15 protein-coding genes are annotated in these 14,815 nt (G+C 66.6%); 4 read left to right on the top strand and 11 right to left on the bottom strand.

The window, feature by feature from the left end; all coding sequences use genetic code 11:
* Window positions 1-53: 53 nt before the first annotated feature.
* From FDW83_RS15035 to FDW83_RS15020, 4 genes are all read right to left on the bottom strand, one after another.
* Window positions 54-608 (bottom strand): alternate-type signal peptide domain-containing protein, encoded by a 555-nt coding sequence (locus FDW83_RS15035; RefSeq protein WP_138138888.1) that lies wholly within the window; start codon window positions 606-608, stop codon window positions 54-56.
* A 112-nt stretch (window positions 609-720) separates the two neighbouring features.
* On the bottom strand, window positions 721-1,650 hold the full coding sequence (locus FDW83_RS15030) for an LssY C-terminal domain-containing protein (RefSeq protein ID WP_240721004.1): 930 nt from the start codon (window positions 1,648-1,650) through the stop codon (window positions 721-723).
* Window positions 1,651-1,655: 5 nt separating this feature from the next.
* Window positions 1,656-2,360, bottom strand: coding sequence for a triacylglycerol lipase (locus FDW83_RS15025; protein ID WP_138138887.1), 705 nt, complete (start codon window positions 2,358-2,360; stop codon window positions 1,656-1,658).
* Between the two features lie 83 nt (window positions 2,361-2,443).
* On the bottom strand, window positions 2,444-3,661 hold the full coding sequence (locus FDW83_RS15020) for an MFS transporter (protein WP_138138886.1): 1,218 nt from the start codon (window positions 3,659-3,661) through the stop codon (window positions 2,444-2,446).
* 157 nt (window positions 3,662-3,818) lie between these two features.
* Here FDW83_RS15020 and FDW83_RS15015 point away from each other — a divergent pair, with 157 nt between their 5' ends.
* The gene (locus FDW83_RS15015) at window positions 3,819-4,163 is read left to right on the top strand and encodes a hypothetical protein (protein WP_138138885.1); all 345 of its coding nucleotides are present in this window, start codon (window positions 3,819-3,821) and stop codon (window positions 4,161-4,163) included.
* Here FDW83_RS15015 and FDW83_RS15010 read toward each other — a convergent pair.
* Complete coding sequence (locus FDW83_RS15010) at window positions 4,131-6,059, bottom strand: hypothetical protein (protein WP_138138884.1); 1,929 nt, start codon at window positions 6,057-6,059, stop codon at window positions 4,131-4,133. The genes FDW83_RS15015 and FDW83_RS15010 overlap by 33 nt on opposite strands.
* A gap of 180 nt (window positions 6,060-6,239) precedes the next feature.
* Here FDW83_RS15010 and FDW83_RS15005 point away from each other — a divergent pair, with 180 nt between their 5' ends.
* Entirely contained in the window at window positions 6,240-6,563 is a 324-nt protein-coding gene (locus FDW83_RS15005; RefSeq protein WP_138138883.1) for a hypothetical protein, read from the top strand.
* 165 nt (window positions 6,564-6,728) lie between these two features.
* On the opposite strand, the gene FDW83_RS15000 is transcribed toward FDW83_RS15005, so the two are convergent.
* From FDW83_RS15000 to aztB, 5 genes are all read right to left on the bottom strand, one after another.
* The gene (locus FDW83_RS15000; RefSeq protein WP_240721003.1) at window positions 6,729-7,052 is read right to left on the bottom strand and encodes an EAL domain-containing protein; all 324 of its coding nucleotides are present in this window, start codon (window positions 7,050-7,052) and stop codon (window positions 6,729-6,731) included.
* Between the two features lie 284 nt (window positions 7,053-7,336).
* Window positions 7,337-8,554 carry a zinc metallochaperone AztD gene (gene aztD, locus FDW83_RS14995; RefSeq protein ID WP_138138882.1) on the bottom strand — a complete coding sequence of 406 codons (1,218 nt, stop codon included), beginning with the start codon at window positions 8,552-8,554 and terminating at the stop codon, window positions 7,337-7,339.
* Window positions 8,555-8,583: 29 nt separating this feature from the next.
* A complete protein-coding gene (gene aztC, locus FDW83_RS14990; RefSeq protein ID WP_171027582.1) occupies window positions 8,584-9,504 on the bottom strand; it encodes a zinc ABC transporter substrate-binding protein AztC in 921 nt (306 codons plus the stop codon).
* Window positions 9,501-10,706: a hypothetical protein gene (locus tag FDW83_RS14985; protein WP_240721002.1), complete on the bottom strand. Its 1,206-nt coding sequence runs from the start codon at window positions 10,704-10,706 to the stop codon at window positions 9,501-9,503. The genes aztC and FDW83_RS14985 overlap by 4 nt, the downstream gene beginning before the upstream one ends.
* Window positions 10,699-11,619: a zinc ABC transporter permease AztB gene (gene aztB / locus FDW83_RS14980; protein ID WP_138138880.1), complete on the bottom strand. Its 921-nt coding sequence runs from the start codon at window positions 11,617-11,619 to the stop codon at window positions 10,699-10,701. Before aztB ends, FDW83_RS14985 begins: the two co-directional genes overlap by 8 nt.
* A gap of 58 nt (window positions 11,620-11,677) precedes the next feature.
* On the opposite strand from aztB, the gene aztA reads away from it, so the two are divergent.
* Complete coding sequence (gene aztA / locus FDW83_RS14975; protein ID WP_138138879.1) at window positions 11,678-12,316, top strand: zinc ABC transporter ATP-binding protein AztA; 639 nt, start codon at window positions 11,678-11,680, stop codon at window positions 12,314-12,316.
* A gap of 367 nt (window positions 12,317-12,683) precedes the next feature.
* Here aztA and FDW83_RS14970 read toward each other — a convergent pair whose 3' ends face one another.
* On the bottom strand, window positions 12,684-14,186 hold the full coding sequence (locus FDW83_RS14970; protein WP_138138878.1) for an MFS transporter: 1,503 nt from the start codon (window positions 14,184-14,186) through the stop codon (window positions 12,684-12,686).
* 233 nt (window positions 14,187-14,419) lie between these two features.
* Here FDW83_RS14970 and FDW83_RS14965 point away from each other — a divergent pair, with 233 nt between their 5' ends.
* A complete protein-coding gene (locus FDW83_RS14965) occupies window positions 14,420-14,809 on the top strand; it encodes an Hpt domain-containing protein (protein WP_138138877.1) in 390 nt (129 codons plus the stop codon).
* Window positions 14,810-14,815: the final 6 nt, after the last annotated feature.

Raw genomic sequence — 14,815 nt, 5'->3', positions numbered from 1 at the left:
CTGATGTCCGGGGGGTTGCGGGCGGGCGGCGCGGCCACCCGCCCGGCGTTGAACTAGGACTGCGCGACGAGGCCGGAGCCTGCCACGACCTGCTGGAGCTGGAATGCCACGTTGTTGAAGTTGTAGCTGGCGTCCACGTTGGCCCGCCCGCTGGTGGTCGAAAGGAACTCAAATGTGATGGTCGCGGTTACCGTCTGGGCGGATCCCTTAGGTGTAAGCGGATTGGAGACGGGGGTGGTTCCAATGGTGAGCGCGGGGCCGGTAACGGAGACGTTGGCCGACGTAAAACCGTTCGTGGGCGTGATGCCCGTGGTGGTGATGTTCGCGGCCATCTTGTCGCCAACCAGGGTAACGGTCAGGTCCTGCGTGTAAGTGAGCTTGTCACCGGGAACCACCTTGTAGTTGGCGATGTTGATGGTCGCCCCCGCGCGGTCCTTCCAAACACCGGCACTGGTGGCGTTGACCACGTCCAGGTCACCGGAAACGATGGTCCCGGGAGTGGCAGTGGCCTCCGCATTCCAGGCTGCCAGGGTTCCGCCGCCGCCCAGCAGCAGTGCCGCGCCCACGGCGATGGCTGCGGTGCCTTTGATCAGAGTGCTGTTCTTCATGACGTGTCCCCTCAGACTGTGGTGGTTGCTGCCTTGCTGGGAACAACAATGCACAACCAAACTCAGGAACAAAGGGGGCAAACAGTCAAAGAAAGCTCAAGGTATTCGAAAATTAAACCGTGCCCTGACCGGTGCTTTTATCCGGCGGCGCGTTTGGCGGACGGCCCGGCTCATACAGGTCGATGATCGGCAGGTGCCCGTCGGTGCGGATGGCGTCGCCGCCGCCGTTGCGGTGGTGGTAGCCGGTGGAGAAGTTGCGGATGACGTGGACGGATTCCACGGCGCGGGCAGCCTGAAGGGTAGAGATGATGAAGTCGCGTTCCTCGTCCGTCCGGTCTGCGATCTTGTGGGTGATCTGGAACGTGAACAGGGACAGGCCCACACTGCGGTCGTAGGTCCCGGCGCCAACAAAATCCACGGAGAGCCCGCCGGGCAGCATCCACCCCTGGGGGCACTTCCAGAACCGGACATGGTGGCGCTTGCGAGGGTTGCCGTCGATTTCGCGCTGGAAGGCGAGGTCCTGCTTGTTGCCGAACACGTACAGGGCGCTGACCGGGGCCTGCGGGTAGCTCCGCCCCATCACGGTGGAGGTCAGCGTCCGCCAGGCCGTCGCCGGGGTAATGGGATGCGCTTCAACCCACCCGGCGGACATCATGGCGCGCCGCAGTTCCTCCAGCGTTCCCACCACGGCGAGGTTCACCGGATCCCCCAGTACGCCGTCGCCCGTGCGGGCCCGGCCGATGAAGTAGTCCGGGATGTAGAGGCTGCTGAGTATTTTGTGGATGCGCGGCAGGAGGGCATACGCCAGGATCAGCCACACCGGGAGGAAAACCCACGCCTGCTCCGGGCCGCGGGCCAGCCGGGAAAGCAAGAAAAACCATACCGCCCACCCCACCGCAAAGGTGACCAGCAGATACAGCAGCCGCTGCAGCACGGCCAGGACAGTGGCCCCCCGGCTCTGCCGCCGCTCACCCGGGCTGTCCGGGCGCGAATGGTCAGGTTCCTCCGGAGCCGGCCGCCCGGCGTCGTAATTCCTGTCCAAGGAACTCACGGTTCAACCGGGGTGAGCTGCTCCACGATGATCCTGGCTGTTTCCGGATCGCCCAGGATGCGGAAGTGCCCTGCCGTGGGCAGCTCGATGTTGGTGGCACCGGGAAGCACGCTGCCTTCCGGGATGTGGGGATCAAAGGGCCCGTAGATGGAGGTGATGCGGCTGTTGATGGTCTCCTCACGGGCCAGTTCCAGGGTGAGCCCGTCGCGCGGCGAGAAGATCCGCAGGCTGGGCAGCAGCATGTAGCGAGCGTAGCTGGACCCTGAGAACGGAGTGCACACGGCCACCATCCGGGAAATGCGCTGCTCCGGATCCAAATTGAGCATGGCGTACTTTCCAATCAGCCCGCCCTTGCTGTGCGCAACGATCGAGGCGTCCCGCAGCCCGGCCTCCTCCATGTGCTGGGCCACCAGCCGGGCCGCGGCCGGGATTTTCAGCTTGTTGCGCTGCAACACGGTCACAACGTGGACTGGATGGCCGGCGTCGTGCAACGACTGGATGAGCGGCAGCATGAATTGCCAGTTTTCGTACACTCCCGGGATGATCACCACCGGATTCCGGTGGCCCTGGTGGAAGGAGCCCGGCTGCAAGCGGGACAGCATGCCCTCAACCTGGCACATTCCGGCGTAGACATAGTCCTGCAGCCACCACAGACCCTTCTGCAGTGCGCTGCTCCGAGTGGGATTCCCCGTTTCGTCCATCTGTCGAGGATAACCGCCTCCCCGTTGCGCCATCACTTTTGGCCCCCAAACACCGGTTTAAGGACCAAAAGTGATAGCGCACGTCAGTAGTTGCGGCGGTGCTTCAGGCGCGGGATCACGACGGCGAACACGGCCGCCGCGGCGAACCCCAGGATGCCGGTGGCCGAGATCCCCGCCCCCAGGGAGGCGAGCGCCGTCACCCCGGAGAGCAGCACCGGCCCGCCCGTGGACCCGGCGTCGGCCATGAACCGCCACAGCCCCAGGAACTGGCCCCGGCCCCGGTCCGGCGAAAAGTCTGCCCCCAGTGTCATGACCAGCCCGGAGCTGATGCCGTTGCCGAAACCGATCAGCAGGGCCGCCAACAAAAGTCCTACAAAGGAGCCGGTGAGGGGAATCAGCAGCAGCGCCGTGCCCATCAGCAGGGTGGACGGCACGGCCACGAACTGCCGCCCCTTGCGGTCCATCAACTTGCCCGCGGGATAGAACACGAGCATGTCGATGGCGCCGGACAGGCCGTAGATCAGGGAGGCGGACGTGGCGTCCATGCCAAGGTGGTCGGCCCACAGCGGGATCACCACCTGCCGCGAGGAGCGCAGGGCGCTCAGCAGCAGGATGCCGGTGCCCAGTGAGAGAAACACCCCCACGTGGGACACCGCCACGCTGCGGAGGGTGGGCTGGAAGTTGGCCGTGCCGCCGTCGGGGCCGTCTGCAGCGGCAAGGTCCGGGATGGTGAGGGACAGCATGGCTGTGGCCGCCATGGCCACCACGCCCACCCAGTAAGCACCGCCGATGCCCGAGAACTGCATGACGGCGGCACCCAGGAACGGGCCGATGAACACGCCGATCCGGTTCACTCCACCGAGGGTGGACAGCGCCCGGGCGCGGAACTCCACCGGGACAGCCTCGGTGAGGTACTTCTGCCGCGCGAGGCCGAAAACGCTGCCGGACATTCCGACGACGGCCATCGCCGCTGCGAGCAGCCACAGCCCGTCCGGGGCCAGGAAGGACAGGCCGGCGGCAGCCATCGCCAGCCCGGCCGCGACGGCTGCACCAACGATGGACCAGCGCTCCCCGAACTTGAGCGTCACCAGCGACGCCGGCAGGTTGAAGAACCACGAACCGAGCCCCATCAGCGTGACGACCAGCGCCGCAACAGCCACTGTGGCCCCGAGGTCGCGGGCAGTCAGGGCCACCACGGGAAGGATGGCGCCCTGCCCGATCCCGAACAGCAAAGTCGGCCCGAAAGCTGCCACGGCGATGGCACGGAGGCTGAAGGGCGGCTGGTCGTCGGGGGAAGTCATCAGATTTATCCTAGGGGCGCGGCAGCACCGCCTTTTGTCCTCCGTGGGCGAGTCCCTATTGCAATAAATTCGGGGGTCACAAACGGCTGCGGTAGGAGTACATTTCGCCTTAGGGGGCACTGTTCCGTGCGCTCACAGCCAAGGGGAGGTCAATTCGATGGGTGAAGCGTGGATCCGTACGATCAGCAACGGGCTGGTCCGGGCAAGCAGAGTCACCGAGATTTCATCCACCCGCGGATCCCTGCACGAGGACCAGGGGTATTCGCTGAAAGTCATCGTGGACGGCAAGGGGCACGTCCTTATTGATGACGCAGACCTGCAGGGCAGCCTGGCCGAGCGGCTCGAGTACGCCCGGCACATGGAGGATGCCCTTCTGCTCGCCATGGACGAGTGCCGGGACAGCGGCGCCACGGTGGTCATCTCCTTTGAGCCGGAACGTCAGCGCTGGTCCTCGGCCCCCGTCTCAGTCTTATCCGGCCGGCTTCCCGAGGTGGTCGGCTGACCCTGCGGCACCGTCCTGCTGCCGGCTGGCGTGCACGACGGCGGGTAGCGGCTCAGGCAGGCCAGGGTCTTGTTCCTTGGGTTCGAGGCGGTCCGGCGCGGGCTGTTGCGCCGGTTCCGCAAGGCTTTGTGTTTGGGCGTCCGTGCGCGCCGGCAGGCCGCTGATGCTGGTACGCGTAAAGGAGAGTGCCCACAGCGCCACCACCAGGACCACCACCAGTACCCATGGCAGATCGGGCCAGGCCAGCATGAAGGGAACGGCCACGGCCACCGTCGTCACGATCAGCAGATACCACGTGACGTACCACCAGGGGTTGGCCGGCGGGTTGCGGCTTGGGTCGCTCGACTGCCGAAAGGAGGGTTTCCGCATGCGCTGGAGCCGGTTGTGCAGCACGCCCCAGACCGGCCCGTTCAGCAAACCGATCAGGAGGGCGGCAAAGGCTGCCGTGGTGACGGCCAGGACGCCCCAGTTCTGCCAGTGCCCCCAGTGGTAGGACGGGCCGGAGCACAGCCAGGAGGACCACCACGGGTCCTCGCCGGCACCCGGCGGCCCGCATTGGACCAGGTTCCGCGCCCACTCCTGCGACCCCAGCCACGTCAGCGCAGCCGGCGCGCTCAGCGCCGAGGTAAGGACCGACAAGAGCCGGGTCACTCCCAGGCTCTTCACCATGACGCGGTGCGGGCGGAGCCGCCGGTCGCCGTCGAGCCCCCGCAGGGCCAGGCCGTGTGGATCGGTTGGCGGGTCCAGGATCAGCCGCGCCAGCGGATCAAGCACCTCCACCCGGTTGCTGGAGTAGACGATGTGGTCGTAGATCAGGCCGGACCTGTTGTAGACGGGGTGCTCCTCCGGGCCGGGGCCGCCGTCGCCCGCGCTGTCCCGGGCATACAGCTTGCCGAAGACGGGCAGCGGACCGTTGGTATGGGTGGAAATCGGCCCGGCCGGGACGAAGTCGAACTTGCCCCAGACGTTGATCCAGCGCGGCCGGTCCGGATTCACCAGCCAGTCCATGACCGGATCCTCCCCCGTGCCGCCGCCCCACTGCGCATAGCCCAGCAGGTCCAGGCCGCTGCCCACGCTCACGAAATTGGTGGCGCGGGCCTGGTTCTGGAACAGGACCTGGCCCGCGATCGCAGCTCCCTGGCTGTGCGCCACCACCGTCACCTGGGTGCCGCCGCCGTGGTCCCAGCGCTGCAGCGTGTCCACTACCCGCTGCCGCATCGCCGCCGCCTGCAGGGGTTTGCGCTTCCATACCTGCGGGTCGCCCAGGAAGTCCGCGAACAGGGACACGAGCTTCCCCGCCCACCGGCCGGGCCCGGGAATCCAGGCCAGGACGATGATCAGCAGCAGCACTACCAGCACCGCCAGCAGGATGAAAAGTCCGGCAAACGCCGCCATGGATGTGAGCAGCAGCTGGCGCAGCCGCGCGCCCAGCCAGGTGATGCCGGCCCGCCGCCGGCCGGGGTAGAGGTTCCAGCGAAGCAGCTGCAGGGACCGCCGGTAGACGCGCAGCGCGGTGCGCAGCGCCCAGGAGTAGGTGGAAGCGGCCGACGCCGGCTCGAAGTCCCTGCCCCAGGACGCCTCCGTCATGAGGACAGTGAGATAGTCCGGCCTGCCGTCCGGGCAGCTTCGCAGCACCTTGGCCCACACCTCGGGTGGGTCGCCGACGGCGTTGGCTTTGGTGATGACCAGGTGCGGGTGCGGAACGTCCGGCGCCAGGTCGAGGGAGAGGTCGTGCAGGCTGAGCATCAGCGGCTGGGCCCACTCCTGCAGCGTGCCGCCCTTCAGCGCCCGCCCCATGCCGTGGACAAAAACGACCACATGGTCCGGCCTGTTTCCGGCGCCGTTGCCTTTATCCGTATCCGCGTCCCCCAGGCCGTCGCTTGCGCGCTTGCCCATGGGCTAATGATGGACCCGGGCAGGGACGGAGGAAAGCGGGTTCATAAATAACCATCGGATGTAATAAATGTCACGGTGTTGCGTGTGTCACATCCCACCCCTACTCTGGATGAGGCTGATGCAAACGGCCATCGCAAGAAGCTGCAGAGTCGCAGCCAATGCCGGGGAAGGCTTTACAACTTGAACTCTAAGCTCAACATTGTTGTCCGAATCGATCTCGACCATGCACGCGCCAGGGTGATTGCAAAGGGGCATATCACCGTCCACAGCGTTAACGCCCTCTACGTCGTAGCAAAGCGGGCCAACTCACTCCGGGAAGGACTGGATCTGGAACTGGACATCTCGCACGCCCGTGTGGATGACGCAGCATTGGAGATGCTGCAGGCCTCTTCCGAAACCCATCACCTTCCAACAAAAATCGATCCGCAGCAGGCACCGTGCACCATAAGTGTGCTGGCGCCGCGCAGGAAGGCCGCCGTTCCAGCAGCCGCCATGGCCGCATAGGCCACTTCCCAGGCAGCTCATAGCGCCCAGCGTGGGGCCCCGAGCCTGCCACATTGATTTTCCGCCAATCGCCCCGCCCACCAGCACGGCCGGACCCAGACATCGGGTAGCCGTCCCGGGCGGGGCGTTTGCGCGGTTCGCCCGTTAACCGTTGTCAGATAGTCCTCAGTACCCGCCGGGCCGCCAGCTGGTGTGGGCGTCCAGCCACTCCTTGAGCAGCGGCGCAGGCAGCGGGCGGGCAAAATGGTAGCCCTGGGCTAGATCGCAGCCCATTTCCATCAATGCAGCAACCTGCCCGGAGGTTTCCACGCCCTCCGCAACCGCGCGGATGCCCACCGCGTGTGCCAGGTCAATGCAACTGCCCACGATGGCGGACCCCCCGGACCCCAGGTCCATGATGAAGGACCTGCCGATCTTCAGTTCGTCAATGGGGAACAGGTGCGCCGGATCCATCTTCCGGAGCTGCAGGGCAGCTTCCACCGTTGCCACCAGCTCGGGGTCGTTGAGCTGGCGGGCGGACAGGTTGACCGGCTTTGACCATAATTCCGGCCCCCGAGGTGATAAGCAGGGTGATTTTCCTACTCAGATAGTACCGGCGGGGGTCGCCGGAATTTTCGGATTAACTAAAAACCATGTCCGTTGTGCGTGGCACCCGCCAGTAGCAAGGCCAACCGCGGACGCCCCGGCCATTGCGCCGGAGCGTCCGCGGTTGAGCAACCGTAAGTGAGAGAGCGTTCCTCAATCCAGTGCGGCAGGTGAGAGAGCGTCCCCGGTCAGCCGGTGACGGCGGTCAGCTCGTTCGGGGTCTCCTCCAGGGTGCCGGTGGCCGTGATCTTGCCGGATTCCACGTCAACCGCGTGGATGGTGTTGGTTGCCGGGTCCGTAATGTACGCGGTGTGGCCGTTGACGAAGATGGTGGGCCGCGGGTCCTGCCACTCCAGCGGTTCCTCCCAGGCCGGAACCACCGGGAAGCTGTCCGTGACCTTGGCGGTGTCCGGATCGATGACGTGCAGTGCGCCATCGGTACCCAGCACCAGCGCCTCTCCGTGCGGGCCGCGGGCCAGCGAGCGGAAGCTGTAGCTGGTTCCCAGATCCACGAACGCCAGCGACTTGGCCTTGGTGTTAATCAGGGAGATCTTTTCCGGGCGTTCCAGTTCGGCGTCCTTGTCCTGCTTGTAATCGCCGAGGGTAATGTGCGACTCCTCGGAGCCGGCCTGGTTGCCGATCCGGCCGTACTCGGTGGGGCTGTCCAGCTTGGTGATCTCGCCGTTGGAGTAAACCAGGACGCCGGTCTGGCACCCGATCACCACCGCCTCCCCGGCCGCAGTTGCCTCCCCGTGCACACCCGGGCAGTCCTCGTTCCGTGCAATCTCCTTGCCGTCCTTGTCCAGGACCACGATGCCCGGGCGCTCTTCCTCGTTCCCCAGCGTAAGGACCAGCTCGCCGTTGGACAGTTCGACGGCGACGCCGTGGTGGGCTTCCTCGGCCCGATGGGTTTCAACCTGGGGCTGGCCGGATGCGAGGTCGTCGGATTCGAAGACAGTCACCTCTCCGGTACCGTCGCTGAACAGGATGGTCTTGCCGTCGTGGCGGACCACATGGCCGGGCTTGCTGGTGGGGAACGAAATGTCCGTCATGGCCGGGTCCTGGGCGTAGTGCTTTCCTCCGTCGGTCCACACGCCGGTGTCCAGAACTTCGAAGCCCTTGGCGGTGGAGATGATGACGTGCCGGCCGTCGCCGGCCGGGTTCACGCGGTTGAAGCCTTCGATCGGGAAGTCGCCCAGCACTTCGAAGGACGCACCGTCCAGGACCTGCACGCCGCCGTCGTACGTTGTAACGATGCGCGGCGAGGCCGCGTCAACGGTGGCAGCGGCAGGGCTGGAGGATGAGACGCTGCCGGCAGGTGTGGCGCTGGTGCCGCAGCCGGTGAGCATCAGGCCGGCGGCGGCGAGCGCGGCCAGCAGGCGGACAGGGGTGTTGCGGTGATGCATTTCTGCTTCCTTCTGTTGTGGGTGCGAGTTCAGGACAATGCGTTGGTGATGCTCTGGGTGTTGGCCCGCATCATGTCCAGGTAGGTGGCGCCGGCGGAACCCTCGGCGCCCAGGGATTCGGTGAACAGCGGGACCACGGCGATCTCCTGCCCCGCTTCGGCCGCAAGGACCTGGGCAAGGCGCTCCGGCTGGGACGAGTCGGCGAAGATGGCCACCACGCCCGTCGACCGGATCTTCCCGGTGAGGTCGTGAAGGTCCGCGGAACTGGGCGAGGCGAGCGTGGTGCCGCTGGGGACCACCGCCCCGATCACCTCGAACCCGAACCGCTGCGCCAGGTAGCCGAACACGTGGTGGTTCGTGATGAGCTTCCGGCGTGCGGGATCGATGCCCGCGAAGCTGGCCTCCATTGCCACTTCGAGTTCTCCCAGCTGCTGCACGTAGCTGGCGGTCTGCGAGCGCACTGCTTCGGGGTCCACCCCGTCAACGTGCTCCAGCGCGCCGTCGGCAATCGCCTTGGCGGCCTGCGCCATCCGGGACGGGTCGGTCCAGAAGTGCGGGTCTTCGGCAGTCCCGCCACCGTCCTCCCCGTGCGTGAACGCGAGGGGTTCGACGGCGTCCATCGCCGCGAGCGTCGGCACGCCTTCCGCTGCGGCGGCTTCCACATGGTTAAGCACGCCTTCTTCCAGTCCGCCGCCGTTGTGGATGATCAGGTCCGCGTTTTCGATCATGGCCGCCTGCCGGGCGGAGATGCCGAAGGAGTGCGGATCGGCGTTGGCCTCCATCAGCACCACCACGTCGGCCTGGTCCCCCAGCAGGTTCCGGGTGACGTCGCCCAGGATGTTGGTGGTCACCACCACCGTGGGTTTCTCCGCACCCACCGCCGAGCACCCGGCCAGGGCCAGGCCCAGCGCGGTTGCCGCGGCCAGCCGGGCAAAGCCGCGGCGCCTCACAGTCCGGTCTCCAGCATGAGGTCGGCCGAAGGGACTTCGAAGGTCCGGGCGACCCGGATGCCGTCCGCGTAGTCAATTTCATGGACCAGCGAGCGGGCGGGATCGCTGAGGTAGGCACGGGAGGCATCGATGCGGAGTTGCGGCCGTGCCTCTCCGGATGGGTACTCGGTTGCGGGTGCCAGCAGGGGCACCTGGGCCGTCACCTCCCCGGCGGCGGGGTTGAGGACCAGGACCGAACCGTCGGTGGCAACGGCGAGTACGCGCTTCCCGTCTCCGACGGCTGCGGCAGCAGTCACGGGCACGGGTGTGGGCAGGTGCAGCCAGGTCCGTTGTGGGACGTCCAGGTGCCAGATGCCGGTGGTGCCAGCAGGCCCGGCCAGTTCATTGGAGCCGGGACGGTGCCCAAGGACGGTGGCAGGCGGAAGGGCTGCGCCGCCGTCGGGATAGGGAATCTTTTCGGCAGCGAAGGTGCCGTCCTCCTCGGTGACCAGCAGGGCACCGTCCGTGCACGCAAACACCACGCCCACACGGGTGGCGGCATGGGCGGAGAGGCCGGGACACTCCTGCCGGCCGAGCACGGTGGAATCGGAATCGTCGCGGACCTCAACGCCACCGGCGGCCCCGGAAACCGAATCAACGGATGCTAGGTAATGCCCCTCGTACGGCACCACCATCCCGTCATGGGGCTGGGTGGTGATCCGCAGTGCCTCAGCCAGCGAGCCGGCGTCGAGGTCCTTGTGCTTGTAGACGGACGCGTATCCGCCCGACCGGGAGAAGACAGCGATGGCTGTTCCGTCGCCTGCCACGGCCCCCGGGTCCGGCACATCGATGATGCCCGCAGACCCCGGCTCGGCGCTGTAGTAGTGCTTGTGCTCGCCGTGGTCCACCGTCCAGGCGCCGGTATCGAACACTTCGATGCCGTTCCCGGTAGTGAGCAGGGCGTAGCGCCCGTCCAAAGACGCGGCATCGATACTGCCGGACGTGCCGGCGTCGGACGTTTGCCCGCTGAGAAGGGAGAGCAGCTGCCCCTCCCCTGTCCGGCGGTTGAAGGTGAGCAGGCCGGTCTGCGGCTCGGGGTTCTCCTGGGCCCCGGCGACGTAGCCGTGAGGGGTGGCGGATTCGTCCGGTTGCGCGTCCGTGGCGGGTGCTGCACAGGCAGCGAGCAGCAGCGGAAGTCCGAGCAGCAGGGACAGTTTAGGCATGGTGCGGAGCACGGGGTCGGGTATCCATTTCTAGCGAAGGTTCGGGAGCGGGTTCAGCGGCGGCACGTGCGACGGCGGCGGCCGGTCCGGTGCCGCGGAACCGGTGGAGTGCGCCACGGATCAGGGCGGAGGCGAAGTAGGACAGGGCGGAGACCAGGGCGATGGTGGCCCCGGCGGCGGTGGACGCGTACCAGGAAATCCAGAGCCCGGCCGCCACGCTGGCGACACCGATAAGGGAGCCGAGGACCATGACGGTCCGCACCGACTTCCCCCAGACGAGCGCGGCGGCGGGCGGGGCGATCAGCAGGCCGAACACCAGGAGCGTTCCCACCACCTGGAACGAGGCCGCGACGGCGAGGGTCACCAGGCCCAGCAGCACCAGGTGGGTGAGGCGCGGCCAGAGCCCGAGGCTGGCTGCCTTCTGCGGGTTGAAGGCTGCAGCGAGAAAGGCGCGGTGAAACACGGCCGCCGCTGCAAGGACAACGAGTCCGACTGCGGCGAGCACTTGGATGTCATCCGTCTCGACGGCGAGGACATCGCCGAAGAGTGTCCCTGTGAGGTCCACGGCGAACGAGCCGGAGGCGGACACGATGATGACGCCGGTGGACAGCATGATCACGAACAGCAGGCCGATGGCCGTGTCTTGGGAGACGCGGCGGTTGCGGGTGATAGCCGAGACGCCCGCCGCCGTCGCCGCCGCGCTGAGGGCCGCCCCCACCAGGAGGTTGCCGCCGAGCAGCGCCGCGACGGCAATGCCGGGCAACAGTCCGTGGGACATCGCGTCGCCCAGGAAGGCCATGCCGCGGACTACCACCCAGGTGCCAACGACGGCGCAAACCACGGCCACAAGGGAACCGCCCACGAGGGCGCGCTGCACGAAAGATGCGCTTAGGGGATCAAGTAACCATTCCATCGCGGATCATCGTACAGTATTAAATGAGAGTCATTCGCAACAAGAGGGGGGCGAGGTCATGGCGGCACTGACGATAAGCGGGATCGGGTACGCCTACCCTGACAGGCAGGTTTTGGAGGAGGTGTCGCTGGCGCTGATGCCGGGCACGCACACGGTATTGACCGGCAGGAACGGGTCCGGGAAGTCCACGCTGCTGGGGTTGGCGGCGGGGGTGCTGAAGCCGGCCAGGGGCATGGTGTCCGCCGGTTCCCGCCCCGCCCTGGTCATCCAGCACACGCGCACGCCGGAGAATCTGCCGTGCACGGTCCGGCAAACTGTGGAGATGGGCCGCTGGCCGCACCGGCGGGGGCTGCTGCCCCTGCGCCGCGCCGACCGGCAGAAGGTTTCCGCCGCCCTGGAACGCATGGGCATTGCAGACCTTGCCGACCGGCAGCTGCAGGAACTCTCCGGCGGGCAGCGCCAGCGGACGCTCATCGCGCAGGGACTGGCGCAGGAGGCGGACATCCTCCTGCTGGACGAGCCGACAGCCGGGCTGGACAGCAGCGCGCACGCCCTGATCCGCGCGGCAGTGGCGGACGAACTTCGCCGCGGCGTGACGGTGCTCGAATCCAGCCATGACCCAGGAGACATTGGCCGGGCGGACCGTGTGGTGATGCTCGACGCCGGGCGCATCGCTTCGGATACGCAAACGGCCTAGGCGGCGGCTAATGAAGCACCCGCCGGCGCCCCGGGGGAGGCGCCGACGGACGTCTTGAGACCTCGGGATAGCTCCCGATGACAGTGTCCCCCACAGCCCGGTTGCGTCGGGCCCTGCCGCACTCTGCTACACGGCGTGCTAATACTGTGGCTTCTGCTCCTCAAGAATCGGTCAAGATGCCGTCAAGGCTATGACATTTTTCGAGCCGTAAGGGCTTCCGTCTTCACCTACGGAGCGCAGATTCATTTGCGACGCGCAAGTTCCCAGGCGCTGGTGCTATTTTCCGGCGCCTGGGAACATGCGCGTCACGGAAAAATGATTGAGTCGCAGGACAAGGCCGGCAAAAATCGTGCCTGCCCGGCCCGGACTAAGCTTCGCTGGGCTTGCCGGCGTCCACCGTTTCCTCCGCTGTGGCTTCGGCGTACTCGGCCGAGACGCGGCGGTAGACCGGCGTGAGGAAGGCCAGCAGCGCGGCCAGGATAAGGATGGTCCCGGCCACCAGGAACACCAGAGCGATCCCGCGTGAGGTGCCCTCCCCCAGCAGCGGGGCCAATGCGGACGCCCCCTCGGCGGACCGGGCGTACGGGATAATCCAGAACTGGGCGATCGGCGCAATCAGGAACGCGGTGATGGGCGCCGCGGCCGATTCGAATGCCATGGCGAACCCGAACACCCTCCCCTGCCGGGGCAGCGGCACCACCTGCTGGATCACCGTCTGCTCGGCGGCCTCCACCACGGGCACCAGGGTCAGGTACAGGAAAATCCCCAGGACATACAGCCACGCCCACTCGCGCAGGGTAAACACCGCGCCGAGGAACCCCATCACCACCACCGCGATGAGCAGGGTCCGCAGCGGGTTCTTTCCCAGTCCGAACTTGCCGATCAGCGCACCGCCCACAAGGAAACCACTGGATCCCACGGCCAGGAAGATCCCCCACAGCTCCACCGGGAACATCTCCAGGCCGTAGGGGTCCATCAACGCCATGTACACGCCCCCAACAAAGTTGTTGAACGTGGAGAACAGGATTAGGGCGAACAACCCGGAGATGGCCAGCACGGCGGCCAGGGCTCCGCGGAAGTCGAATCCGCCGTGGGCGTCGGTGGCTGCGGCGCGCACCTCCTCGGGCATGCGCAGCGTGAGCAGGTGCGCGAAGGCCAGCGCCGTGAGCACTACCGCTACGGCAATGGTCCAGCCCATCCCGAGCAGGCCCACCGACAGCCCGGACAGTACCGAGGTGACGAGGAACATCAGCCCCTGCACCATGCCCACCATCCCGTTGGCGTTGGCCCGCCTATCGGGTTCGATGAGGATGGTCACCGTGGTGGACAGGGCGATGTTGCGCAGGTTCTCCACCACCGCGCCGATGAGGATGACCAGGGTGAAGATCCAGAACCAGGGCTGTCCCAGGGCCAGCAGTTGGGAGGCCGGTGTCACCAGGAACATTGCGCCGGACAAAACGAACATCACCAGCGTGAACACCGCCGCGAAGCGCATCACGGCCAGCTTGCGGTACCGGTCCACGAAAGTGCCGAAGCTGATGCTGGACAGCGCGATCAGCAGCATGTAGGCGCCGCCCACCACACCGGTGGCGATCACGTTCCGCGTTTCCAGGTATACCCAAAACGTCAAGGCGAACCACAGGTAGCTGGTGGTGATGTTGGCAAGCGCAGTGTTCGCCAGGATCCCGGCAAACGTCCGGGACCGCTCCGCCGGGCTGCGCAGTGAAGTGTCGACGGCGGCGGGGTCGGGCAGGTCCCCGGCGCCGCCTTCCCCAGCCGTTCCCCGCGTCTCCTGGCTGTCCCCGGAAAGGCCCGCGCCGTCGTCGTAAGAAGCAGCAGCCCGCCCCCGGGCCGGTTCCTGCTCAGTCATGCGTCCCAGTCTAATGAGCAGCAACCCTACGGGGCACGGGAGAATTCCCCCCTTTATGGCTCCGGGCAGCTCCCTATCGGGATGGGAGTCACCTGCCCAAACCTGAGTACTCACTACTCGTGTCCTGCTCCGCCCCCGGCACATAGTCTCCTACATAAGCCTGGGGGTGTCAGCGGTCCTTCTTCCGTGCAGGAAGGAGGACCACTCGCTCCTGGTGAAGGGACGTTTCGCCGATGCAGGACAACGGCCAGCCCCGGCCCCTCCTTGACCCGTCAGTGCTGGAAAGGCTGCGAGACGGGCTGGACGATGACGACGACATCTGGCGGGTGTTCGTGCAGAACTACATTGACGAACTGCCCCTCAGGATCGAGAGGATCCGCCATACCCTGACCACCGGGGACCTCCCGGGGGCGATCGACGCGGCACTCAGCCTGAAATCCTCAAGCCAGATGGTGGGCGCCGAGCGCCTGGCCGGAAATGCTTTTGACCTTGAACAGGCACTGCGCCAGGACCCGGCCACCAGCGATCCGGGCACGGCGCTGCCCCTCCTTGCGGCGGCATATCTCCGCCGGATCAGACAGTGCAGCAAACAAACCACCTACGCCTTGCGGGCCCTGCTGTGAGGCGTA

The sequence above is a fragment of the Pseudarthrobacter sp. NamE2 genome (assembly GCF_005796205.1).
GTDB lineage: Bacteria > Actinomycetota > Actinomycetes > Actinomycetales > Micrococcaceae > Arthrobacter.
The sequence above is the reverse complement of the archived record's forward strand: the minus strand, read 5'-3'. Positions and strand labels throughout refer to the sequence as shown.